The sequence below is a fragment of the Microbacterium soli genome (genome assembly GCF_039539005.1).
Lineage (GTDB): Bacteria > Actinomycetota > Actinomycetes > Actinomycetales > Microbacteriaceae > Microbacterium > Microbacterium soli.
The window spans coordinates 197,164-219,186 of record NZ_BAABCP010000002.1 but is presented as its reverse complement, the minus strand read 5'-3'; the positions used below and the strand labels follow the sequence as shown (position 1 = coordinate 219,186).

Below are 22,023 nucleotides of genomic sequence, written 5' to 3'. Positions count from 1 at the left end.
CCCCGAGAAGGGCGACCCCATCCAACCAGCGCTGATCAGTCGTCGATCCCGCGGATCGGCGGAGTGTGGAAGGTGCCGCCGAACACGCGCTCCGAGGCTCCCTCGCGGTCGAGGTACGGCGAAGCGCCGCCGTCGATGAACGGCCAGCCGGCGCCCAGGATCAGGCACAGGTCGATGTCCTGGACCTCCGGAACCACGCCCTCGTCGAGCATGATCCGGATCTCCTGCGCCAGACCGTCCTGCACCCGACGCAGGATGGTCTCGGCGGATGCCGGAGAGGAGCCGGTCTGGCCCTTGAGCGCCTTCTCCGCGGCCTTCGTCCAGCCCGTCACCCGTCCGCCCTTGTCCTTCTCCACCACCGCGTCCAACTCGGCGAGAGCGTGGAAGTTCTCATTGGCGTAGAAGCGGTCGGGGAAGGCGCGGACCATGGTGTCCTGCACGTGCGCCGCGACCTTCCAGCCGACCAGATCGATCAGCTGGAACGGGCCCATCGGGAGCCCGAGGGGCCCGAACGCCTTCTCGACCGCGACGACCGGCGTGCCCTCGTACACGGCGCGCGCGGCTTCTCCCATGACCTTGGCGAGCAGGCGGTTCACGACGAAGCCGGGCGCATCGGCCGTCAGCACGGCGTTCTTGCCCAGGCCCTTCGCGACCACGAAGGCCGTCGAGAGGGCCGCATCCGTGGTGGCATCCGTCTTCACGATCTCGATGAGCGGCATGACCGCGACCGGGTTGAAGAAGTGGAAGCCCACCAGACGCTCCGGATGCGCGAGCTGGGAGCCGATCTCCGCGACCGAGAGCGAGGATGTGTTGGTCGCGAGGATCGTGTCATCGGTGACGATCTGCTCGATCTCGCCGAACACCGCCTGCTTGACGGCAACCTCCTCGAAGACCGCCTCGATCACGAAGTCGCAGTCCGCGTACAGGCTCTTGTCGGTGGTTCCGGTGACCAGGCCGCGCAGCTTGTTGGCCGTGTCGCCGTCCAGACGGCCCTTGGCCTCGAGTTTGCCGATCTCGTCCTGGATGTACGCGACGCCCTTGTCCACGCGAGCCTGGTCCAGGTCGGTGATGAGCACGGGCACCTGCAGCTTTCGCACGAACAGCAGGGCGAACTGGCTGGCCATGAGGCCCGCACCGATGATGCCGACCTTCGTGACTTTCTTCGCGAGCGCCTTGTCGGGCGCACCGACAGGGCGCTTCGCACGCTTCTGCACCAGATCGAAGGCGTACATCGAGGCCGCGAACTGGTCGCCGGTCACCAGTTCGGCCAGTGCCTCGTCCTCGCGGGCGAAACCCTCCTCCTTCGTGCCGCTCTTCGCCTTGTCGAGCAGTTCGAGCGCCGCGTAGGGCGAGCGCGGCACGGTGCCGATCTTCGACTCGAGCATGCCGCGAGCCATCTTGATGGCGACCGGCCACTTGACCGTGCGCTCGATCTTGCCCGGGGCGTTCCTGCGCTCGACCTTCCTGCCGCCGAGCACGGCGTCCGCCCAGGCCAGTGAGTCCTCCAGGAAGTTCGCGGCGGGGTAGATCTCATCGAACAGCCCCAGCTCGAAGGCCTGCTGAGGCTTCAGCATCCGGTTCTGCTTGAGCGGGTTCGAGATGATCACCTCGAGGGCGTTCTCGATGCCGATCAGGTTCGGCACGAGGTAGGCGCCGCCCCAACCGGGGATGATGCCCAGGAACACCTCGGGCAGCGCGAGCGCCGCGGCCGAGGCATCGACCGTGCGGTACGTCGAGTTCAGCGCGATCTCCATGCCCCCGCCGAGCGCGAGTCCGTTCACGAAGGCGAAGGAGGGCACGCCCAGATCGGAGAGCGAGCCGATGACCTTGTGTCCCAGCTGCGCGATGAGACGGGCGTTGTCCTTGGAGCCCACGCGGCTGATGCCGGACAGATCGGCGCCGGCGGCGAGCACGTACTGCTTGCCGGTGATGCCGACCGCCTGGATCTCGCTCGCGGCCGCACGCGCCCTGAGCCCTTCGAGCGTCTCGCCGAGCTCGGTGAGGGTCGCGGGTCCCAGCGTGTTGGGCCGAGTGTGATCGCGCCCGTTGTCGAGGGTGATCAGGGCGAGCACCCTGCCGGAGGCGAGCCGGATGTCGCGCACGGGGGAGTGCGTGACCACCTCGCCGTCGGTGAGAGCAGTGATCGGGGAGAAGTCGATGTCGTCGTAGTTGGTCATGTCCGCCATCACTTCCGCTTCTTGCCGTCGTAGAACGGGTTCTCCCAGATGACCGAGCCGCCCTGACCCAGCCCCACGCACATGGCGGTCAGGCCGTAGCGCACGTCAGGACGCTCGGCGAACTGCGCCGCGAGCTGGATCATCAGTCGCACGCCGGTCGCGGCGAGCGGATGCCCGAGGGCGATCGCCCCGCCCCACTGGTTGACACGCGGGTCGTCGTCGGCGATCCCGAAGTGGTCGAGCAGGGAGATGACCTGGATCGCGAAGGCCTCGTTGAGCTCGAACAGGCCGATGTCGGAGATGTCGAGCCCGGCCTTCTCGAGGGCCTTCTCGGTCGACGGGATCGGGCCGATGCCCATGATCTCGGGCTGGACTCCGGCGAAGGCGAAGGACACCATCCGCATCTTCGGCGTGAGGCCGAGCTCCTTGACGGCTCGGTCGCCGGCCAGCAGCGACATGGTGGCGCCGTCGGTGAGCGGCGAGGAGGTGCCCGCCGTGACGCGGCCGTGCGGGCGGAACGGCGTCTTCAGACCGGCGAGGTCCTCCATGGTGGTCTGCGGTCGGCGTCCCTCATCCTCCGTGGCCAGACCCCACGCTCCGTCTGCGCCCTTGATCGCGATGGGCACCAGGTCGGGCTGGATCTTGCCGGCGTCGTACGCGGCCTGCACCTTGTGCTGGCTGAGCATGCCGAAGCGGTCGGACCGCTCCTTCGTCAGATGCGGGAATCGGTCGAAGATGCGCTCCGCCGTCACTCCCATGTTCAGAGCACCGGGGTCCACCATCCGCTCCGCGACGAAGCGCGGGTTCGGGTCGGCGTTGCTGCCGATGGGGTGACGCCCCATGTGCTCGACTCCGCCCGCCAGTGCGAGGTCGTACATTCCGATGCCGATCGAGGCGCCCATGGTCGTCACCGAAGTCATGGCGCCTGCGCACATGCGGTCGATGGCAAGACCCGAGACGCTCTGCGGGAGGCCGGCGAGGATCGCGACCGAGCGACCGAGGGTGAGGCCCTGATCGCCGGTCTGCGAGGTCGCGGCGATGGCGACGTCGTCGATGCGGTCCGCGGGGACGGAGGGGTTGCGCTCCATCAGACCGATCGTCGCCTTCACGGCGAGGTCATCCGCCCGGGTGTTCCAGTACATTCCTTTTTCGCCGGCGCGCCCGAACGGCGTGCGCACTCCGTCGACGAAGAAGACGTCCGAGATCTCGGCCACTCCTGCCTCCATTGGTTGGGTTGAACCCAGCCTAGGATCCTGCGCCCGGGCTCAGGAATCGGTTGGATCGAATCTACGAAGCCGCGGGGATCTCTCCGGAAGCAGCTTGATGAGCTTCCACAAATGCATCAGCGATCTTCTGTGCGGTACGTGCAATCTGCCACGGCCGTGCACCGAGGGATTCGAGGGCGGATCCGATGGCGTCGGCCGTGAACGCGGGCGGCTGCCAGGCGACCCTTCGCAAATGGTCCGGGGTGAGCAGATTCTCCGTCGGCATGTGAAGCTTCGTCGCCAGAGCCTCGACGACGGGGCGAGCGGTCTTCAGCCGCAGATCGGCTTCGGGATTCCGATCCGCCCAGGATCGTGCCGGGGGCGGCGCATCGCTGGGAACCCGCTCCCGCGGAAGCTCTTCAGTACGGCGACCGCGCTCGATGGCATCCCACCACCGATCCAGCTGCGTCCGGCTGGCGCGCCCCGTGAACTCCTTCAGCCCCGCCAGAGCGGACTTGCTCGCAGGTGCCGCGAGGACGGCAGCGAGCAGCGCACGGTCGGGCACCAGTCTTCCCGGTGACACGTCGACCTCCTTCGCATACTCCTCACGAGCGGTCCACAGTTCCCTCGCCACCGCCAGCTGGCGGGCACCGCGCACCTTGTGGAGGCCGCTGAGCCGCCGCCACGGCTCAGCGCGCGGGGGTTTCGGCGGCTTGGTGAGCGTCGCATGGAACTCCTGAGCCGCGATCTCGGTCTTGCCCGCCTCCGCCAGCTGCTCGGCGAGGATATCGCGAACGCGGATGAGGTGGAGCACATCCAGTGCGCCGTACTCCAGCCATGATTGGGGGAGCGGACGAGTGGACCAGTCCGCCGCCGAATGCGCCTTCGCGAGGGTGATGCCCAGAGTGCGCTCGACGACGGCAGCCAGCCCGACGCCGTCACAGCCCAGCAGACGCGATGCGAGTTCCGTGTCGAAGATGCTCGGCGGCTCCAGACCCAGCTCGCGCAGAGACGGGAGGTCCTGGCTGGCGGCGTGGAACACCCACTCGACATCACCGATCGCCGCCTGGAGCGGCATGAAATCACCCAGAGCGGGCGGATCGAACAGGAAGACGCCGGCGCCCTCCCGGAACACCTGCACGAGGTAGGCACGCTGGGAATAGCGGAAACCCGATGCCCGTTCGACGTCGACGGCGACGGGGCCGTGGGCATCGGTGAGCGCTCGGCAGGCTTCCTCGAACTCCGCGTGGTCATCGATCACGGAGTATTCAGGCACGTTCCACCCTTCTCGCGCCGAGCACGGCGACATCCTCGGACCCCGGCGGAAGCCCCGCCAGCATCCCCACCAACTCCGCCCATGCTTCCACATGCGGCCGCAGCGGAGTGTCAGGTGTCCAGGATGCGCGCAGTTCGATCTGAGCTCCGTCCCGATCCGCGGCGAGGCCGCCGAAGCCCTTCGAGAGGATCTTCGTGGTGGTACCGGATTCGGAGTGGTAACGCGCGTCGTGGGAGTCGAGTGCATCCATCAGCCAGGACCAGGCGACATCGGCCAGCAGCGGATCCGTGCCGATCTCCGGCTCCAGCGGCGCCTGGGCGAAGGCCACGACGCGCCACGGGCCGCCCCAGGCAACCGGCTCCTCGGGGTCGTGGAGCAGGACGAGACGGCCCGTGCCGTAGACGGAGTCGCCGTGATCGTCGGGACGCACATCCGCCGCCAGGGCCAGGGAGAACGGTGCGAGCCCCGCCGGCGACGGGATCTCCCGCACGACGATGTCGGCGCGGAACGACGTCTCGCGCAACTGACTCGCCGCGGCCTCGAAGACGGCGGCGGCATCCGGGTGAGCGGTCACGTGGACAGGCTAGAGTCAGGAGACGATGAAGAGTCTCAGGCACGCCGTAGCTGTCGTCCTCCCCCTGCTGCTGGCCATCGGTGCGGCGGCGGCCGTCACGGTGCTGGCCACGGCGCGGCGCGTGGTCACCCCTTCCTCGCGCCGCAACGACACGCGCATCATCGCCGTGGACACGGGTGCGCAGACCATCGAGCTGGATCGGACGCTGGACACCGAGTTGCCGGGCCGCTACGGCCTGTTCACGACCGGGACCTACGACTACGTGAAACTGGGAGCCGTGCTCGGCGCCAGTGCGCACACGGTGCGGCGCAAGCTGCTCACCCAGATCGCTCCGGGGTCCCGGATCGATCGTGATGCCGCGTTCAGCGGCTGGTACTACGTGAGCCCGCAGGAGCTGCACCTTCCCTGGGAGGACGTTCTGATCGGGACGCCGGCCGGTCCCTGCCCGGCGTGGTTCTTCCCCGCATCGGTCAGCGGCGCCGCACCCGCGGACATCTGGGTGATCCAGGTGCACGGGCGGGGGACGACACGCGCGGAGTGCCTGCGCGCCGTGCCCGTGTTCCATCGCCTCGGGCTGCCGACACTGGTCGTCTCGTACCGCAACGACGGAGAGGCCCCGCCCTCCCGAGGGGGAAGCTATGCTCTGGGCGCCTCGGAATGGCACGATGTGGATGCGGCCATCGGTCACGCGCTGCGTCACGGCGCGCAGCGCGTCATCCTCATGGGATGGTCGATGGGGGGCGCGATCGTCCTGCAGGCGGCGGTGTCATCCGCGCACCGAGGACGGATCGCCTCGCTCATCCTCGATTCCCCGGTCGTCGACTGGCGGACCGTGCTGCGCTTCCAGGCGCGTGAGGGTGGTCTGCGCGAGCCGCTGCCCGCGCTGGCGATGGGCGCACTGGAGAATTCGTTCACGGCTCGTCTGAGCGGTGCGGAGCACGCCATCGCATTCGACCGCCTGGACATGGTGTCCCGTGCCTCTGAACTCGAGACGCCGATCCTGCTGCTGCACAGCGACGACGACGGGTTCGTGCCCTCCGACGCGTCGCACGCGCTGGCGGCTGCGCGGCCCGACCTGGTGACGATGCCGACGTTCACGGGGGCGAGGCACACCAAGCTGTGGAACTACGACCAGAGCAGCTGGACGTCGGCGATCGTCGACTGGCTCACAGCGCGTGCGCTGGTCTCCGAATCCCACTGAGCGCAGGCCGCTGAGCGCATGAACTTGCAGGCCGGGCGGCGAGCTCGAACCTGCGGGCGCTGTGGTCAGCGCTTCCTGGCGACCTGTCGCTGGGCGCGCACGAGCATGCCCGTCATCCCCGCGATGCGCAGTGGCGAGACGGACTTGGTCAGCCCGATCGTCTGCGGGTAGTCGCCCGGGATGGCCAGCACCTCGTCGGCAGTGAGACCCGTGAGCCCCTGCACGAGGATGCTTGCGAAGCCGCGCGTCGTGGGCGCCTCCGGCGGCGCCGTCGCATGCATGGCGACGACGCCGCCGGTGACCTCGATGTTGATGAACACAGGGGACTGGCACTCGGCGACGCGCTCGTACATGTCGACACGGTCGGCGAGGTGCTCGGGCACCGGAGGGAGCTCGGCGGAGTACTCCAGCAGAAGCTCCAGGCGGTCCTCTTCGGACAGCTCCAGGAACTCCTCACGGACCTCGGCCAGACGCTCGGGCAGATGTGTGTCAGTCACCCTGCGATTCTCCCACGATCAGAGGGAACCGGGCTCGGTGCCGGCGACGATCGGCACACGCACCGCGCTGCCCCACTCCGTCCAGGATCCGTCGTAATTGCGCACGTTCTTGAAGCCCAGCAGATGCTGCAGAACGAACCACGTGTGGCTGGAGCGCTCACCGATGCGGCAGTAGGCGATGACGTCGTCGCCCTCCTTGAGGCCGGCGCCATCCTGGTAGATCGCCTCGAGCTCGGCACGGGTCTTGAATCCGCCGTCCTCGGCGACTGCGCGGCTCCACGGCACGCTCTTCGCGGTGGGGATGTGACCTCCGCGCAGAGAGCTCTCGTCGGGGTAGGCGGGCATGTGGGTCCGCTCGCCGGAGTACTCCTCGGGCGAGCGCACATCGATCAGCGGTCCCTTGCCGATGAACTTCAGCACGTCCTCCTTGTACGCGCGCAGCACGGAGTCGTCGCGCTCGACGACGGGGTACTCGGTCACCGGGCGGACGGTCTTGTCCTTGGTGAGCTCGCGGCCCTCCGCGATCCACTTGTCGCGTCCGCCGTCCAGCAGGCGCACGTCCTCGTGTCCGAACAGCGAGAACACCCACAGCGCGTAGGCCGCCCACCAGTTGTTCTTGTCGCCGTAGATGACGACGGTGTCGTCGCGGCTGATGCCCTTCCGGCTGAGCAGTTCGGAGAATCCCGCCCCGTCGACATAGTCCCGGACGACCGGGTCGTTCAGCTCGGTGTGCCAATCGACCTTGACGGCGCCGGGGATGTGCCCGGTCTCGTACAGCAGCACGTCCTCATCGGATTCGACGACGACGAGGCCGGGCTTGCCCAGGTTGGCCGCGAGCCATTCGGTGGTGACGAGTCTGCCGGGCTCTGCGTACTCGGCGAACTTTGCGGATGTGTTGTCGTACTCGACAGTCACAGGGTGCTCCTTCTGATTCAGGACGCGATGCGGTCAGGCGACGGCTAAAATCGAACCGTCCCCTTTGACCATAGATCCGTTCGGGCGGGTGCGCATCCGGATCGCACGAGTATGACTTCAGATCTCAGGAATGTGATGACCCAGCAGAACAGCACGGGTGTCGTGCACCTCACCGAGCGCACGCCCAACGTCACCGGACCGGAGATGCTGGCGAGCCTGACCCCACCGCCGCAGTTCGGTCGGGCCACCTTCGACAGCTACCGGGCCGATGCCTCCTATCCCTCGCAGCAGGCCGCGAAGGAGACGCTGCAGCGCTTCGTCGGCCTCCGCGGTCCGGACCGCGGCGCCGCGAAACGGGGCGGTCTGTTCCGTCGGGCGCCGAAGCCTGCGCCGATGAAGCCCGGAGTCTATCTGGACGGCGGATTCGGGGTCGGCAAGACCCATCTGCTGGCATCCGTCTACCATGCGCTGCCCGCGCGTCGGAAGTACTTCGGCTCGTTCATCGAGTACACCGCCCTCGTCGGCGCACTCGGCTACCGCAACACGGTGGATCTTCTCAGGGGAGCCGATCTGCTGTGCATCGACGAGTTCGAGCTGGACGACCCCGGCGACACCATGGTGATGACGCGGCTTCTCGGAGAGCTGGTGGCCTCCGGGACGAAGCTCGCCGCCACCTCCAACACGCCGCCGAACGCCCTCGGCGAGGGCCGCTTCGCCGCGCAGGACTTCCTGCGGGAGATCCACGCGATGTCGGACAGCTTCGAGACGCTGCGCATAGACGGCGTCGACTACCGGCAGCGAGCGATCGACGGCAGCTCCGTCGTGCTCGACCAGTCGCAGTACACCCGCTGCATCGCAGACGGCGCTGCTCACGGCCTCGCATCCGACGACGCCTTCGTGGATGTGATCCGGCACCTCGCACAGGTGCATCCGTCGCGATACATCCGGCTGATCGACGGACTGCGACTGGTCGGCCTTCGTGACGTCCGGGTTCTCACCGATCAGTCAGAAGCGCTGCGCTTCGTCGCCTTCGTCGATCGGGTGTACGACGCGCAACTGCCCGTCGCGGCCACGGGGGCTCCGCTGGACGCCGTGTTCGCGGAGGAGATGCTCAGCGGCGGCTACCGGAAGAAGTACCTTCGGGCGATCTCCCGCCTGAACTCTCTCACGCACGCGCTCGAAGAGACTCGAACCGCCGAAGCCGTCGGAGCCTCCGAGAACCCCTCGGGCGTCTGAGAAGACGCCGTCGGCCGCTACGCGCCCGTGCCGTCCGCATCGGAGTCCTCGGACCCGTCTGCGCTCACGTCGTCCTCAGCCGTCTTCTTGACGGCGGAGATCTCGAACTCGAGGGTGATCTTCTCGGAGACCAGCACGCCGCCCGAGTCGAGCGGGGTGTTCCACACCAGTCCGAAGTCGCGTCGGTTGAGGCGTCGGGATCCCTCGAAGCCCGCGCGCAGCTCGCCGGCCGCACCGGTCTCCACGCCGATCAGTGCCAGGGGGATCATGACCTGCTTGGTGACGTCGCGGATCGTCAGGTCCCCCGTGACGCCGAAGGCGCGATCATCGACCTCTTCGATGTGCGTGCTGACGAACGTGATCTCCGGCCATTTCTCCACATCGAAGAAATCCGGGCTGCGCAGGTGGTCATCGCGCTGTGCGGCACGGGTGTCGACACTGGCGGCCTGCAGGGTCACCTTGGCCCACGAGTTCTCCGGGTGCTCGGTGTCGACATGCAGCCGACCGCTGACCTCGTTGAAGGCACCGCGAACCGTGGTCACCATGGCGTGCTTGGCGGAGAAGCCGATCCGGGTGTGCGCCGGGTCGAACACCCAGTCGCCATTGACTTGTTCGAGATCGATCACGCGATACTCCTGTGCTCGTGCTCCCGACGGGACGACGAGAGGCCCGTTCGAGGATAGCAAGCGAGCAATCGGATGGCTGTGTAATCCGATCGTCATCTTCAGCATCCCGCTGTAACAGGTTCGCAACACGGCAGGACGCGACCGGAAACATCCGCCGTGCAGACTCGCCTCATTCGAACCGAAGGAAAGGGGAGCGGTATGGATGCTGCGGGCAACATCTCGTGGGCGATCACGGCGACCGCCCTGGTGCTGCTGATGACGCCGGGAGTGGCGTTCTTCTACGGAGGCCTCGTCAAGGCCAAGAGCGTGATCAGCATGATGATGATGAGTTTCGGGGCGATCGGACTGATCGCCGTGCTGTGGGTGCTGTACGGATACTCGATGAGCAGCGTGCAGGATCCGGCGCACTTCGCGGGGGATCCGTTCGCCGACTTCGGGCTCGCCGCGACTGCGGCAGGAGGCGGATCCAACGTCGCACTGCTGAGCATCGCGTACGGCGCGACCTTCGCCATCATCACCGTCGCGCTGATCTCCGGATCGATAGCCGATCGGGCGAGGTTCGGACCGTGGCTGATCTATGTGGGCGTGTTCGGTACGGTCGGATACTTCCCGATCGCCGCCTGGGTGTGGGGTGGCGGATGGATCATGAACCTGGGCCCCACACTGTTCGGCGTGGACAGCGGCATCGCCGTGATCGACTACGCGGGCGGCACGGCAGTGCACATCAACGCCGGAGCCGCGGCGCTCGCGCTGGCGCTCGTGCTGGGCAGGCGGATCGGGTTCCAGAAGGGCATCCAGAAGCCGCACAACGTTCCGCTGACGCTACTGGGCGCGGGGCTGCTGTGGTTCGGCTGGTTCGGGTTCAATGCCGGCGCGGAATGGGCGTCGCCGGGCATGGGGCAGGTCGGGCTGATCGCGATCAACACCCTCGGTGCGTCCGCCGCCGGCATTCTGGGGTGGATCGTCATCGAGAAGCTGCGAGACGGCAAGCCGACCTCGGTCGGCGCGGTGTCGGGTCTGGTCGCGGGTCTGGTCGCCATCACGCCGGCGTGCGCGAACCTCACGCCCGGATGGGCGCTGCTGCTGGGCGCTCTCTCCGGGATCGCCTGCGCGCTGGCCGTGGAGCTGAAGTACAGGTTCGGTCTCGACGACTCGCTCGAGGTGGTGGGTCTGCACCTGGTGGGCGGGGTGCTGGGAACGGTGTACCTGGGCTTCTTCGCCTCAGGACAGGGGCTGCTCACGGGCGGGGATGCGCGTCTGCTGACCGTGCAGGTGATCGCGAGCGGGGGAGTGATGCTGTACTCCTTCATCGTCTCCTTCGCCATCGGGTATGCGATCGAGAAGACCGTCGGGTTCCGGGTGACGAGCGAGGCGGAGGTCGCGGGCGTCGACCAGGCCGTCCACGGGGAGGAGGGCTACGCGCTGGTCGGATGAAGCACGGCTAGGGTGGGTGCGTGAGTTCGACGAAGCGCATCCTCTCCGCCGTGGCGGGCGCGGTGGTCCGGATGCTGGTGAAGGAGGGCTCTCAGCGGCCCGCCTCCCGGCGGCGTCCGAACGCCGTGCTCCGACCGCGGGAACGACCTGGCTCTCGGGCGGCGGGACGCGGTCCACGGCATCCGGACGAAGGGGCCTCGCCAGGGCAGGCGGCAGGGTCGCAGACCATCCAGGTCGACCCGGAACGGGTTCCGGCTCTCAGTGTCGCGTATGCGCCGGTGCGCAACGACGTCCCCAACGCCGGCGAGGTGATCTGGACCTGGGTGCCCTACGAGGAGAACGACGGGCGCGGCAAGGACAGGCCGGTGCTGGTCATCGGGCGTCAATCCGCGAACCGGGTGTACGCCGTCCGGATGACCAGCAAGGCGCATGACGGCGATCGCGATTACCTGTCGATCGGCTCCGGCGGATGGGACTCGAGGGGACGCGAGTCCTGGGTGGACATCGAGCAGCTCTACAGCGTGCATGACGACGGGATGCGGCGGGAGGCGGCGGCTCTCGACCGTGCGCGTTACGACCGTGTCGCTCAGGCGCTCGTCAGGCGGTACGGCTGGGCGCGTGCCTGAACGGCTCCTGACCCGCCGTGGTGACGGGTGAGGTGCGTCACCACGGCACTGCTGTCAGGACGATCGCGGTGATCGCGCCGCCGAGTGCGAGGATGCCGATCGGGATGCCGACGGCGAGCCAGACGATGCGGGGCGCCCGCTGCCGCAGACGCCGTCCCGGCTCGGCGATGTCGTAGGCGAGATCGGCGGGATCGTGATCGTCGGCATAGAGCACCGTGCGGTCCCAGGCTTTGGCGGCGAGGATGCGCCGCAGCCGCTCGAAGCGCTCCCAGGTGGCGACATCGGCGAGGTCGAAGCCGCCAGGACGGTAGACGACCAGGTGATCGTCGCGGATCTCGACGTCCAGGTCGCCGGTCTCGTCGATCAGCAGGGCCATGAAGTCGGGAGTGAACACGTACAGGGCGTCGGTCTCGTAGCCGTTCGGGGTGTAGAGACGGAAATGGGAGTCGAAGTCCCCTTCGAGGGACAGCCGCTGGTCGGCCCGCGGACGTTTCAGAAGGCTGGAGAACGGCCCGCGATCGTTGGCGGTGGCATCCAGCACCATGTGCGGCATGCGCCGGGGGAGTCGGATGCTGAGATAGCCGAGGTCGATGCTCGCCTGCGGAATGCTGATGCTGACACTGGTCGTGACCGTCCATGCGCCGCGCTTCTCGACGCGCCGGGCCGTGCGATCCCCGCCCGTGATCCGACCGGCCTCCCAGCGGTCACCTCTGATGCGGTTGTGGACGGTGCCCTGAGAGACCTGCTCCCACAGGCTGTGCCCGAGGGCGGGAGGGTCGGCGGTGGGTTCGTAGCTCCATCCGTTCGCGGCCGCGAAGCCGGGCAGGTCATGGGGGAGGAGATCTACGGCTCGGATCATCGTCTCAGCATCCCGTGACTCGGATGGTCGGGTCGAAGGCCATCACCGTCGCGGGTGCCATCGGTGTGGGCGATGCCGGACTCGAACCGACGACCTCTTCCGTGTGAAGGAAGCGCGCTACCAACTGCGCCAATCGCCCCTGCGGGCTGTGCCGTTCACGTGGGCACAGCACAAGAGCATACCCGACTCGGAGGCCGGATCCGACACCGGTGGAAGCGCCGGGCGTGGCGCCGTTGTCCCGGTCAGGATGACACGCCCGGATACGAGAGACGGTTTGGTGATGGCTCGATACTGAGCTAATGTATTCCCAGTGCCGGGGACGCCGGGACGACAAATGAAGAGTGCGGATGTAGCGCAGTTGGTAGCGCACAACCTTGCCAAGGTTGGGGTCGCGAGTTCGAGTCTCGTCATCCGCTCGAGTGCTGGACCCCGGCCTCGGGGTTTCAGCATGTGGGTAACGAATCCACCTCTGGTGGCGTGGCCGAGTGGCTAGGCACCGGCCTGCAAAGCCGTTTACACGGGTTCGAATCCCGTCGCCACCTCTCAGCGATAACTGAACAGCCTTTCAGGCGCGATTGGCGCAGCGGTAGCGCGCTTCCCTGACACGGAAGAGGTCACTGGTTCGATCCCAGTATCGCGCACAGACGAAAACCCCGGTCATCCGGGGTTTCTGCTTCCGGTGAGACAGTGGCACGGCCGACGCGCGTTCGGCACTCTGACGCGGCGTCGTTCAGGCCCGGGTGGGAAAGCGCCGAAGAGGACGGTGCGGACGTTCCCGCACGGAGCGCCCCGTCATCCTTTGCAGGATCACGGGGCGCTCGGCGCGTCGGCCGGGGGAAGCCGGCGCGGCGCCGGCTTAGCCGACAGGAGCGCGGAATGACGGGCTCATCGCGCCGTGCCATCGGACACGAGCCGGGTCTCAGGAGCGGCCGTCGATGCTTCCGAGGTTCTCGACCGCCTTCGTGATCGGGCCGCGATCGACGAGTCCGGACACGTCCGTCGTGGCTCCCGGACGCAGCGTTCCGAGTTCATCCATCCGCTGCAGCGTGTAGTCGATGTTCTCCTGGTCGAGGCCCTCGTTCTTCGCGAAGGCCTCGATGTCCTCCATGTACACCGTCCAGGCCTGCGTGATGATGTCCTCGCTGAATCCGGTCTCCTCGGCGATGACCGGCACGACCTTGGCCTCGTCGTCGTACATCGTGCGGTGGGCCTTCGTCAGCGCCTGGGTGAACCGCACGGCGGCGTCGGGATTCTCCTTCAGCCAGTCCTGACTGGCGAAGTAGGTGCCGTAGAAGTACTTCGGCTCGATCTGGAACAGGTTCACGAGGGAGTGCAGATCCGGGTCCTTCTCCTCCGCGGAGATGAGCTGCTCGGGCTGGAGGATCCCGGACTGTATCTGCCCCGCGACGAGCCCGGAGACGATCGCATCCGCGTTGGTGGGCACGTAGGACACATCGCTCTGCGAGAGATCGACACTCTCCAGCACCATCCGCGTCATGACTTCGCGGAAGGATCCGATCTCCTGTACCCCGAGGTTCTTGCCCGCGAGCTCAGCAGGGTCGGTGATCGACTTCGAGGTCACCATGTCGACGACGAGACGATCGGCGTAGCTGGCGATGATGTTGAGGTTCGCCCCGGTCACGTAGGCGTTGATGACCGGCTCGATGCTCGCGCCTCCGATGTCGAAGGATCCGCTGACCACGCCCTTGACGGCATCCCCGCCGGCCTTCAGGTTCGTGGTCTCCACCGTCAGCCCGAGCTCGTCGAAGTAGCCCAGTTCCCGTGCGACGGCGATGTCGGAATTCGAGAAGCTCGTGACGCTCGTCGGCAGAGCCAGACGGATCGTGACGGGAGCGAAGGTCTCCCCGGGATCGTCCCCCTCATCGACGGGCGCGGGGGTGGGGCCAGAGCAGGCCGTGGCGACGAGGGAGAGACCGATGGTGAACACCGCCGCGGTCAGACCCCTTCCGAATGTGATTCGCATTTTTCCTCTTCCCTGCTTCGAATCCGGATCCGCCCGTCATCGGGCCACCGGATGTGTATGAACGAACTGCTCCTCCTGGACGAGCGGCGTCAGGTCGTCGTCCGCCGCCACGGCGCCATCTTTCCTTCGACCACGCCGAGCAGCGAGGTGAGGACGACGCCGATGAGCGACAGCAGGACGATCGGCACGAACATCCGCGCCGTCAGGAAGCTGTTGGCATTGGTCACGATCAGGTTTCCGAGGCCGGTGACCGCGGTGAAGAACTCCGCGACGATGATGCCGATCAGCGCACGACCGATGGCCAGGCGCAGGCCGGTGACGATGTAGGGCAGAGCTGACGGGAGCAGGAGATCTCCCCAGAGGCGACGCTCGCTCGAGCAGAACGAGCGGGAGACCTCGAGGAGGTCGGGATCGACCTCCTTCACGCCACGCATCGTGTTGATGAGGACGGGGAAGATCGTGAAGAAGAAGACCACCACGACCTTGGCGACGTCACCGTAGCCGAACCAGATCACGATCACCGGGATCAGCGCCACGGCGGGAACCGCGTACAGGGCGTTGAGGGGTATCTCGATCATCGCGTCGAAGGTCTCGCTCCGACCCGCCCACAGTCCCAGGATGATGCCCGCGATCGAGCCGATGAGAGCGCCGATGATCATCACCAGCAGGGTGTGGCCGGTCGCGGCGAGCAGCGTGCCGTCCTGGATCATGTCGACGAACGCGCGCGCGATCGCGGTCGGATACGTGAAGAGCACCGGGTTGACCGAGCGCCCGTAGAGCTCCCAGACGATCAGCAGGACGATCGTGGAGATCGTGGCGATGAGATTGCGTCGGTTGCTGCTGAGCGAGTGCGGAGTCGTGCTGTGACGGCGCCGCTTCGACGACCGCCCGCTCCTGACCGCCACGACGGTGGCCGTGTCCGTTCCGATCCGGGCGTGCATCAGGACAGTCCCTTCGCCGGAGCGGAGGCATCGTTGCCGGGAGCCGCCGGCTGCTCCTCGCCCGCCGGCGGCGGGCTCTGCAGGGTCTCCCAGAGCCGGGCGCGGAGTGGGGCGTATTCCGGATGCGATCGGATGGTGCGCGGGTTGCGCGGACGCTCGATGGGAACCTTCGTCTCCAGAAGGACCCTCGTCGGGGGACCGCCGAGGACGACGATGCGATCCGCCATGAGGATCGCCTCATCGAGGTCATGGGTCACCAGCAGGGCGTTCATGTCGCTCTGGCCGTCCCACATGTGGAGGATCTCCGCCTGGAGGATCTCGCGGGTGATGGCGTCCACTGCGCTGAGCGGTTCGTCGAGCAGGAGCAGCTCCGGCTCCATGCAGAGCGCACGCGCGATGCCGGCGCGCTGCTTCATCCCGCCGGACAGCTGGAACGGGTACTTGCGTCGGCTCTCGGTGAGGTGCATCATCTCGAGCAGCCGATCCACGCGTCCATCCGGATCGGGCCGGCCGAGCACATCGAGGCCGTAGGAGACGTTCTTCTCCACGGTCTTCCAGGGGAAGAGCCCGAAGTGCTGGAAGACCATCGCCACGCGGTCCTCGGGGCCGAGGATGGGCGTGTCGTGGAGCGTGATCGTGCCGTTGTGGTGCGGGATGAGCCCGGCGATGGTGCGCAGCAGCGTCGTCTTCCCGCATCCCGACGTGCCGATGATCGCGACGAACTCGCCCTCCTCGGCCCGGAGGGACATATGCTGCATGATCGTCGTGTCGCCGAGGTGGACTTCCAGATCGTCTGCGACGAGGCTTGCGTGCGCCAAGAGGACTCTCCTTCGGGTGCTCTCGCGCCGAGGAACGGACCCAAGACGGGCGGAGGCCGGTCCTGCGCGGGGTAATGGCTTTCAGTAACCGTTTTCATCAACAGTATTCGCACGACGGGATTTGTCAAGAGCCACCTGGGAGGGCTCACCGGCTGCGCGGCTCCTCAGGCGGCGCGCGATGAGGCGTCCGAGGGCCGGGTCCTTCAGTGGGACGAGACGGCTGGAGAGGCCAGGCCTCCGTGCGAAGAATGCAGCGTGGCCCCGCAGCTCTCACGCACGATGAGGCGTGTGGCGACGCGGATTCTGCGGCGGACGGTGCGACCGTCTGCCGCGTTGATGTCCTTGACGAGCGCCTCCATCGCGCGTACGCCCAGTTCCTGAGCGGCGACGGACACGGTGGTCAGCGCAGGGCGGAGGAAGGCCGACATCGGCACATCGTCGAAGCCGACCAGTGCAACGTCCTGGGGAACGCTCAGGCCGAGGTCCGCGATCGCCGCCATGGCGCCCAGCGCCATCCTGTCGTTCGCTGCGAAGATCGCCGTCGGGGGATCGGGAAGGCGCAGGAGTCGCTGGGCCGCCGCATGGCCGACGGCTTCACTGAAATCCCCGTCGACGATGAGCTCGTCATCGACCGTCGCTCCGGATGCCTCGATCGCCTGGATGTAGCCGCGTCGTCGCTCCGTGACGGTCGTCGAACTCGTTCCCGCGGCGATGAAGCCGATCCGGGAGTGCCCGAGGGCGAGAAGATGCTCGGTGGCGTCGCGTGCCGCACCGACGTTGTCGATGCGCACGGTGGAGAACGACTTCGAGGGGCGTCCGACGAAGACGACCTTGGTGTCGTAGGTCGCGACGGATGAGTCCGAGAGCTGGATCTCATCACCGCCTCCGATGATCACCAGGCCATCGACGCGCTTGAGCAGCAGCGCCTCGAGGTAGGACGCGGCCTTCTCCGGCATCCTGTCGGTGCTGCAGAACATCACGGTGAAGCCGTTCGCATTGGCCACGTCCTCGACACCGCGCGCGACTTCGGGGTAGTAGGGGTTCGAGATGTCCGGCACGACGATGCCGATGAGTCCGCTCCGCTTCAGCAGCAGCCGACGCGCGTTGTCGTTCGGACGGTAGCCGAGGCGGACGATCGCCTCGAGGACGCGTTCCCGGGTCTCCGGACGAACGGGATAATCGTTCGCGGATCCGTTCGCGACACGGGAGACGGTCGCGACGGAGACGCCTGCTGCCTTGGCCACGTCCCGGATCGTGATCGCCATCGCTACAACCTTTTCTGTAATCCATTACTGCCGCGTCTGCTCGCGGCGCGGTGTGATCGATCCAGTCTAACGCGGCCGGCGTCTGCTCCCGGCGGCGCGCCGAGAACCCCCCTGACGGCGGGCACGCCGTCAGGGACGGGCGGGAGCGTGGATGACGCTCGCCGGCGGACGCCTGGTCCGAGGAGGATCGCACGATCTCGAACCCACCTTGTGCGGCTCGGAGTCGAGTGCTACATTCCGGATGTAACCCTTTACTGAAACCGATAACTAGGAGGATCGAAATGAGCGATCTGGATTACGTGAGCCAGGACGCGGACAATGCGTCGCGCAAGCACAACATGCTGTCGATGTCCTTCGCGGAAGTCGCCGAGCGGCTCAAGGAGAAGGATCAGGACACTGTGCTCATCTCGCTGGGAAGCACGGAGAAGCACGGGGCGCACATTCCGCTGGGAACCGACAGCTACGTGACGATGGAGGTCGTCAAGCGCACGGCCGAGGCCACCGACATCCTCTACACGCCCCTGATGCCCTTCGGGTACTCGCCGCATCACATGGGCCGGCACCTCGAAGGTGCGGGAACGATCACCCTGCGGGCGGAGACCTACCGCAGCATCATGCACGACATCGGACGCAGCCTCATCTTCCACGGATTCAAGCGTCTGATCTTCGTGAGCCATCATGGCTCGAACGTCAAGCCGATCGACGAGGTTCTGCGCCAGCTGCGCTACGAGACGAACGCCTACATCTCGTACTACAAGACGCCGACCGAGCGCGACGCGTCCTTCCTCGACGACATCTTCGAGAACCCGCCGGAGGAGACGCCGGGGTGGCACTCCAGCGAGCTGGAGACGTCTGCGCTGATGGCCGCCGGCGAGGAGCTCGTGCACATGGATCGGGCTGTCGAGGATCGAGCTCACGTCCCCGCGTACATGACCGACGAGTTCACGAAGTCCGACGGCACCGCGACGGTCAAGTTCCTCGGCTCCGAGAACATCTGGGTGCCGATGGATCATCACGAATACTGCGACACCGCCGTGATCGGCAACCCGTTCCGCTCCTCACGGGAGAAGGGACTGAGGATGCTGGACCGCATGTCCGAGCACCTCTCGGCGTACGTGCGCGAAGTGCGCAAGTTCCCCGTCGAGACCACGAACACCGATTACCCGGGCCGCGCCTGAGTTCGGGCCCGCCGGATTCGAGAGAGGCATCGTCATGACTTCGGACGTGTCCCCGACGGTTCTCCGCCTGTTGCGCGAGGAACTGGTCACCATCTCGCGGCGCGCATACGAGCGCGGACTGGTGCCCGGCCTGAGCGGGAACAACAGTCTTCGCGTGCCGGGCACCGACCTGGTGCTGATCAAGGCGACCGCGTGCTGCCAGGGCGACATGACGGTCCAGGACACCGTGCTCGTGACGACGTCGGGCGATGTCCTGGACCCGGGGCGGAAGCCCTCGAAGGAGTGGCAGTTCCATCTCGGGATCTATCGGGAGCGGCCGGAGATCGGTGGCGTCGCGCATCTGCACCCGCCGTATTCGGTCGCCTTCTCGGTGGCGGGCCGAGTGCCCAAGCTGGTCAACGCGGCAGCTCGGGGACACCTGCGCGAGCTGGGCATGGTTGACCTGATGCCCGCCGGCTCGATAGAACTGGCTCACGCGATCATCCACGAGTTCGAGAACCCGGAGGTTCACGGCGTGCTCATGCGCGAACACGGCACTGTCACGATCGGCCCTGACCTGCGCACGGCTTACCACCGCACCGAGTACCTCGAGGACAACGCGAGGATCGCGTATCTGGCCGCTCAGATCGCAGGAGTGCGGCCGGAGGACATCCAGCTCGCCGTGGACGTCGACCCGCTCGCCGAGGTGAACGACGGATGACGTTGACCGTGGCGGTCGTGGCGACCGTCGACACCAAAGCCGCGGAGACCGAGTTCATCCGCAGCGAGCTCACCGCTCGCGGTTGCCGCGCCGTCGTCGTCGATGTCGGGCTGCATCGGGATCGGATGGTCACGGGGCCGGACGACGTGGATGCCGAGGAGGTCGCCGCGATCACCGGCAGCTCGGTCGACGAGCTGCGCTCTCACGCGCGTCGCGACCATGCGATGGCCACGATGGCCGCCGGTGCCGCGGACTTCCTGAAGCGCTGGCGCGGCGAAGGGGCGTTGGACGCGGTGCTGGGAATCGGCGGCAATCAGGGCACCGCGATCGCCGCCGCCGCGATGCGAGAACTCCCCTTCGGCGTGCCGAAGTACATCGTCTCGACCGTCGCCTCCGGGAACATCCGCGGCTACGTCGGAGACTCCGACATCGTATTCGCGTTCTCGGTCGGCGACCTGCTCGGCGGCCCGAACGCCGTCACCGGCCCGATTCTGAGGCAGGCGACCGCAGCCGTGGTGGCGATGGCCGCGTCCGCATCGGACACGGTGTCCTCGGATACGACGGCGTTCCGCCCGCACGGTCCACGGGTCGCGATCACCGCCTTCGGCAATACGCAGACCGCTGTCGATCATGCCATCGCGGAGTTCACGCGCGCGGGGGTGCAGGTCGTCCCGTTCCACGCATCCGGGGCATCGGGATCGGCGATGGAGCGCTTCATCGCGGAGGGCATGTTCGACGGCGTGCTCGACATGACCACGCACGAGCTCCTCGCGGAACTGTATCCGGATGACATCTACACCCCCGTCCGTGCCGGGCGATTGACAGCGGCCGGCACGGCCGGTCTCCCTCAGGTCGTCGTGCCGGGCGGTCTGGAATACCACTGCTTCGCAGCGGCCGAGACCATCCCCGCCGCCCTGCGCGACCGCGCCACTCATCACCACAACCCGAACAACACGAACGTGCGCTCATCGAGTGAGGAGCTGATCGCGGTCGCACGCACCATGGCGGAGCGGTTGAACGCGGCGACGGGACCGGTGGCCGTCATGATCCCCCTGCGCGGCTGGTCGCAGGTCGGATCCCCCGGGGGCATCCTCCACGACCCGGAGACGAACAGCGCCTTCATCCGGGAGCTCGAGAGACGTGCGGGCGACGGACTGAGCATTCGCGAACTGCCCATGGCCATCAATGACGACGGATTCGGCCAGCAGGCGGCTCGGCGCCTGCTGGCGCTCATGGGAATCGGCGCCGAGCCGAAAGAGACAGGAATGAGGTAGCGCCGTGGCGCAGACACAGGACACCGTAGAATTCCCACCCGTGCCGAGCGCACTGCCGCCGACGATGCGCGCCGCAGTGCTCTTCGGGCCGGGCAACCTGCGCGTCGTGGATCGGGACGTGCCCCGTCCGGGTCCCGACGAGGTGCTGGTGCGGGTCGCGACCTGCGGCGCCTGCGGAACGGACCTGAAGATCCTCGATGGACACTTCCCGCAGATCCCGCCGTACGGCCAGTTCACGCCGGGGCATGAGTGGACCGGGACCGTCGTCGACGTCGGGGCGACGGTCGATGAGTTCGCGGTCGGCGACCACGTCTGCATCGAGGCGCATCGCGGATGCGGTCGCTGCGACAACTGCGTCGTAGGTCGATACACGGCGTGCCTGAACTACAACAACCGCGCCAAGGGGCACCGCGCGACGGGAATGACGGCGGATGGCGGGTTCGCCGAGTACGCGGTCCACCACGTCTCCGCGCTCTATCGGATGCCCGAGGGACTCACCCCGGAGGATGCCGTGCTCATCACGACCGCCGGCACGAGCCTGTACGGTCTGGACCACCTCGGCGGCTACATCGCCGGCGACAGCGTCGTCATCTACGGCCCCGGCGCCGTCGGCATCATGGCGGCGCAGGTGTGCCGAGCACTCGGCGCCGGCACGGTCATCCTCGTCGGCACGCGGCAGTCCCGCCTGGATCGTGCGCGCGAGCTGGGCATCGAGCATGTCATCAACTCCCGTGAGACCGACCCGATCGAGGCGATCAAGGCGATCCTCGGCCCGGAGGGCGCGGATCTGACGATCGACGCATCCGGTGCGCAGCCGGTTCCTCAGCTGTGCGTCGAAGGCACCAAACGCGGCGGCAGCATCCTGTTCCTCGCGTTCTATCACGACAAGGTCGAGTTCGACCTCAGCGCGGCGATCCGCAAGGACATCACACTGCACACCTCACGAGGCGAGGGCGGGAACAATGTCAGGCGCGCCGTCTCCCTCGCCGCTCAGGGCGCGCTGCACTGCAAGGAGCTCGTGACCCACCGCTTCTCCCTCGAGGAGATCGGCGAAGCGTTCCACGTGATCCGCGATCGCATCGGCGACCCCATGAAGGTGGTCATCACTCCCTGACCGCAGAAGTCGGGGTGTCTGTGCAGATGCTCTGACCGCTGAACGAATTATCCTCCTCGACCTTTAATCGGTCAAGGGCACTTCTTGCGGCCTTCGCGCTTCTTCGGCTATCTTGGCGTGCAT

Annotated in this window: 20 protein-coding genes and 4 tRNA genes; 11 read left to right on the top strand and 13 right to left on the bottom strand. The window is 67.1% G+C overall.

Annotated elements, in window-relative coordinates; all coding sequences use genetic code 11:
• Window positions 1–35 precede the first annotated feature (35 nt).
• The 4 genes from ABD770_RS13175 to ABD770_RS13160 form a co-directional block, all read right to left on the bottom strand.
• Window positions 36–2,177, bottom strand: coding sequence for a 3-hydroxyacyl-CoA dehydrogenase NAD-binding domain-containing protein (locus tag ABD770_RS13175; RefSeq protein ID WP_344820443.1), 2,142 nt, complete (start codon window positions 2,175–2,177; stop codon window positions 36–38).
• An 8-nt stretch (window positions 2,178–2,185) separates the two neighbouring features.
• Window positions 2,186–3,391, bottom strand: a complete 1,206-nt coding sequence (locus ABD770_RS13170; RefSeq protein ID WP_344820129.1) for a thiolase family protein — start codon at window positions 3,389–3,391, stop codon at window positions 2,186–2,188.
• Window positions 3,392–3,464: 73 nt separating this feature from the next.
• Window positions 3,465–4,658, bottom strand: a complete 1,194-nt coding sequence (locus tag ABD770_RS13165) for an HRDC domain-containing protein (RefSeq protein ID WP_425562770.1) — start codon at window positions 4,656–4,658, stop codon at window positions 3,465–3,467.
• Window positions 4,651–5,232, bottom strand: a complete 582-nt coding sequence (locus tag ABD770_RS13160) for a DUF3000 domain-containing protein (protein WP_344820128.1) — start codon at window positions 5,230–5,232, stop codon at window positions 4,651–4,653. The genes ABD770_RS13165 and ABD770_RS13160 overlap by 8 nt, the downstream gene beginning before the upstream one ends.
• Before the next feature lie 25 nt (window positions 5,233–5,257).
• On the opposite strand from ABD770_RS13160, the gene ABD770_RS13155 reads away from it, so the two are divergent.
• A complete protein-coding gene (locus ABD770_RS13155; protein ID WP_344820127.1) occupies window positions 5,258–6,433 on the top strand; it encodes an alpha/beta hydrolase family protein in 1,176 nt (391 codons plus the stop codon).
• A 65-nt stretch (window positions 6,434–6,498) separates the two neighbouring features.
• Here ABD770_RS13155 and ABD770_RS13150 read toward each other — a convergent pair whose 3' ends face one another.
• Both ABD770_RS13150 and ABD770_RS13145 read right to left on the bottom strand, forming a co-directional pair.
• Window positions 6,499–6,930, bottom strand: a complete 432-nt coding sequence (locus ABD770_RS13150) for a SufE family protein (RefSeq protein ID WP_344820126.1) — start codon at window positions 6,928–6,930, stop codon at window positions 6,499–6,501.
• Between the two features lie 18 nt (window positions 6,931–6,948).
• Window positions 6,949–7,845 carry a sulfurtransferase gene (locus ABD770_RS13145; RefSeq protein ID WP_344820125.1) on the bottom strand — a complete coding sequence of 299 codons (897 nt, stop codon included), beginning with the start codon at window positions 7,843–7,845 and terminating at the stop codon, window positions 6,949–6,951.
• 135 nt (window positions 7,846–7,980) lie between these two features.
• Here ABD770_RS13145 and zapE point away from each other — a divergent pair, with 135 nt between their 5' ends.
• On the top strand, window positions 7,981–9,081 hold the full coding sequence (zapE, locus tag ABD770_RS13140; protein ID WP_344820124.1) for a cell division protein ZapE: 1,101 nt from the start codon (window positions 7,981–7,983) through the stop codon (window positions 9,079–9,081).
• A gap of 17 nt (window positions 9,082–9,098) precedes the next feature.
• On the opposite strand, the gene ABD770_RS13135 is transcribed toward zapE, so the two are convergent.
• Window positions 9,099–9,707: a YceI family protein gene (locus tag ABD770_RS13135; RefSeq protein WP_344820123.1), complete on the bottom strand. Its 609-nt coding sequence runs from the start codon at window positions 9,705–9,707 to the stop codon at window positions 9,099–9,101.
• A 198-nt stretch (window positions 9,708–9,905) separates the two neighbouring features.
• On the opposite strand from ABD770_RS13135, the gene ABD770_RS13130 reads away from it, so the two are divergent.
• Window positions 9,906–11,141 (top strand): ammonium transporter, encoded by a 1,236-nt coding sequence (locus tag ABD770_RS13130; RefSeq protein ID WP_344820122.1) that lies wholly within the window; start codon window positions 9,906–9,908, stop codon window positions 11,139–11,141.
• A gap of 20 nt (window positions 11,142–11,161) precedes the next feature.
• Entirely contained in the window at window positions 11,162–11,767 is a 606-nt protein-coding gene (locus ABD770_RS13125) for a type II toxin-antitoxin system PemK/MazF family toxin (RefSeq protein ID WP_344820121.1), read from the top strand.
• Window positions 11,768–11,804: 37 nt separating this feature from the next.
• On the opposite strand, the gene ABD770_RS13120 is transcribed toward ABD770_RS13125, so the two are convergent.
• The gene (locus ABD770_RS13120) at window positions 11,805–12,626 is read right to left on the bottom strand and encodes a hypothetical protein (RefSeq protein WP_344820120.1); all 822 of its coding nucleotides are present in this window, start codon (window positions 12,624–12,626) and stop codon (window positions 11,805–11,807) included.
• Between the two features lie 66 nt (window positions 12,627–12,692).
• Window positions 12,693–12,765: transfer RNA gene (locus ABD770_RS13115), tRNA-Val, on the bottom strand.
• Between the two features lie 204 nt (window positions 12,766–12,969).
• Between ABD770_RS13115 and ABD770_RS13110 the strand changes: the two genes are divergently transcribed.
• From ABD770_RS13110 to ABD770_RS13100, 3 genes are all read left to right on the top strand, one after another.
• Window positions 12,970–13,042 (top strand) — tRNA-Gly (locus ABD770_RS13110).
• Window positions 13,043–13,097: 55 nt separating this feature from the next.
• Window positions 13,098–13,168, top strand: a tRNA-Cys gene (locus ABD770_RS13105).
• Window positions 13,169–13,195: 27 nt separating this feature from the next.
• Window positions 13,196–13,267: transfer RNA gene (locus ABD770_RS13100), tRNA-Val, on the top strand.
• A 278-nt stretch (window positions 13,268–13,545) separates the two neighbouring features.
• Here the strand turns inward: ABD770_RS13100 and ABD770_RS13095 are convergent.
• The 4 genes from ABD770_RS13095 to ABD770_RS13080 form a co-directional block, all read right to left on the bottom strand.
• The gene (locus ABD770_RS13095; protein WP_344820119.1) at window positions 13,546–14,610 is read right to left on the bottom strand and encodes an ABC transporter substrate-binding protein; all 1,065 of its coding nucleotides are present in this window, start codon (window positions 14,608–14,610) and stop codon (window positions 13,546–13,548) included.
• 89 nt (window positions 14,611–14,699) lie between these two features.
• Entirely contained in the window at window positions 14,700–15,551 is an 852-nt protein-coding gene (locus ABD770_RS13090; RefSeq protein WP_344820118.1) for an ABC transporter permease, read from the bottom strand.
• Window positions 15,551–16,369 (bottom strand): ABC transporter ATP-binding protein, encoded by an 819-nt coding sequence (locus ABD770_RS13085; protein WP_344820117.1) that lies wholly within the window; start codon window positions 16,367–16,369, stop codon window positions 15,551–15,553. The genes ABD770_RS13090 and ABD770_RS13085 overlap by 1 nt, the downstream gene beginning before the upstream one ends.
• A gap of 203 nt (window positions 16,370–16,572) precedes the next feature.
• Window positions 16,573–17,634, bottom strand: coding sequence for a LacI family DNA-binding transcriptional regulator (locus ABD770_RS13080; protein ID WP_344820116.1), 1,062 nt, complete (start codon window positions 17,632–17,634; stop codon window positions 16,573–16,575).
• A gap of 281 nt (window positions 17,635–17,915) precedes the next feature.
• Here ABD770_RS13080 and ABD770_RS13075 point away from each other — a divergent pair, with 281 nt between their 5' ends.
• Genes ABD770_RS13075 through ABD770_RS13060 form a run of 4 tightly spaced genes read left to right on the top strand, consistent with a single transcriptional unit; the run spans window position 17,916 to window position 21,900 of the window.
• Window positions 17,916–18,812: a creatininase family protein gene (locus ABD770_RS13075; RefSeq protein ID WP_344820115.1), complete on the top strand. Its 897-nt coding sequence runs from the start codon at window positions 17,916–17,918 to the stop codon at window positions 18,810–18,812.
• Window positions 18,813–18,846: 34 nt separating this feature from the next.
• The gene (locus ABD770_RS13070) at window positions 18,847–19,512 is read left to right on the top strand and encodes a class II aldolase/adducin family protein (RefSeq protein ID WP_344820114.1); all 666 of its coding nucleotides are present in this window, start codon (window positions 18,847–18,849) and stop codon (window positions 19,510–19,512) included.
• Window positions 19,509–20,786, top strand: a complete 1,278-nt coding sequence (locus tag ABD770_RS13065; protein WP_344820113.1) for a Tm-1-like ATP-binding domain-containing protein — start codon at window positions 19,509–19,511, stop codon at window positions 20,784–20,786. Before ABD770_RS13070 ends, ABD770_RS13065 begins: the two co-directional genes overlap by 4 nt.
• Window positions 20,787–20,826: 40 nt before the next feature.
• Entirely contained in the window at window positions 20,827–21,900 is a 1,074-nt protein-coding gene (locus ABD770_RS13060; RefSeq protein ID WP_344820112.1) for a zinc-dependent alcohol dehydrogenase, read from the top strand.
• Window positions 21,901–22,023 lie beyond the last annotated feature (123 nt).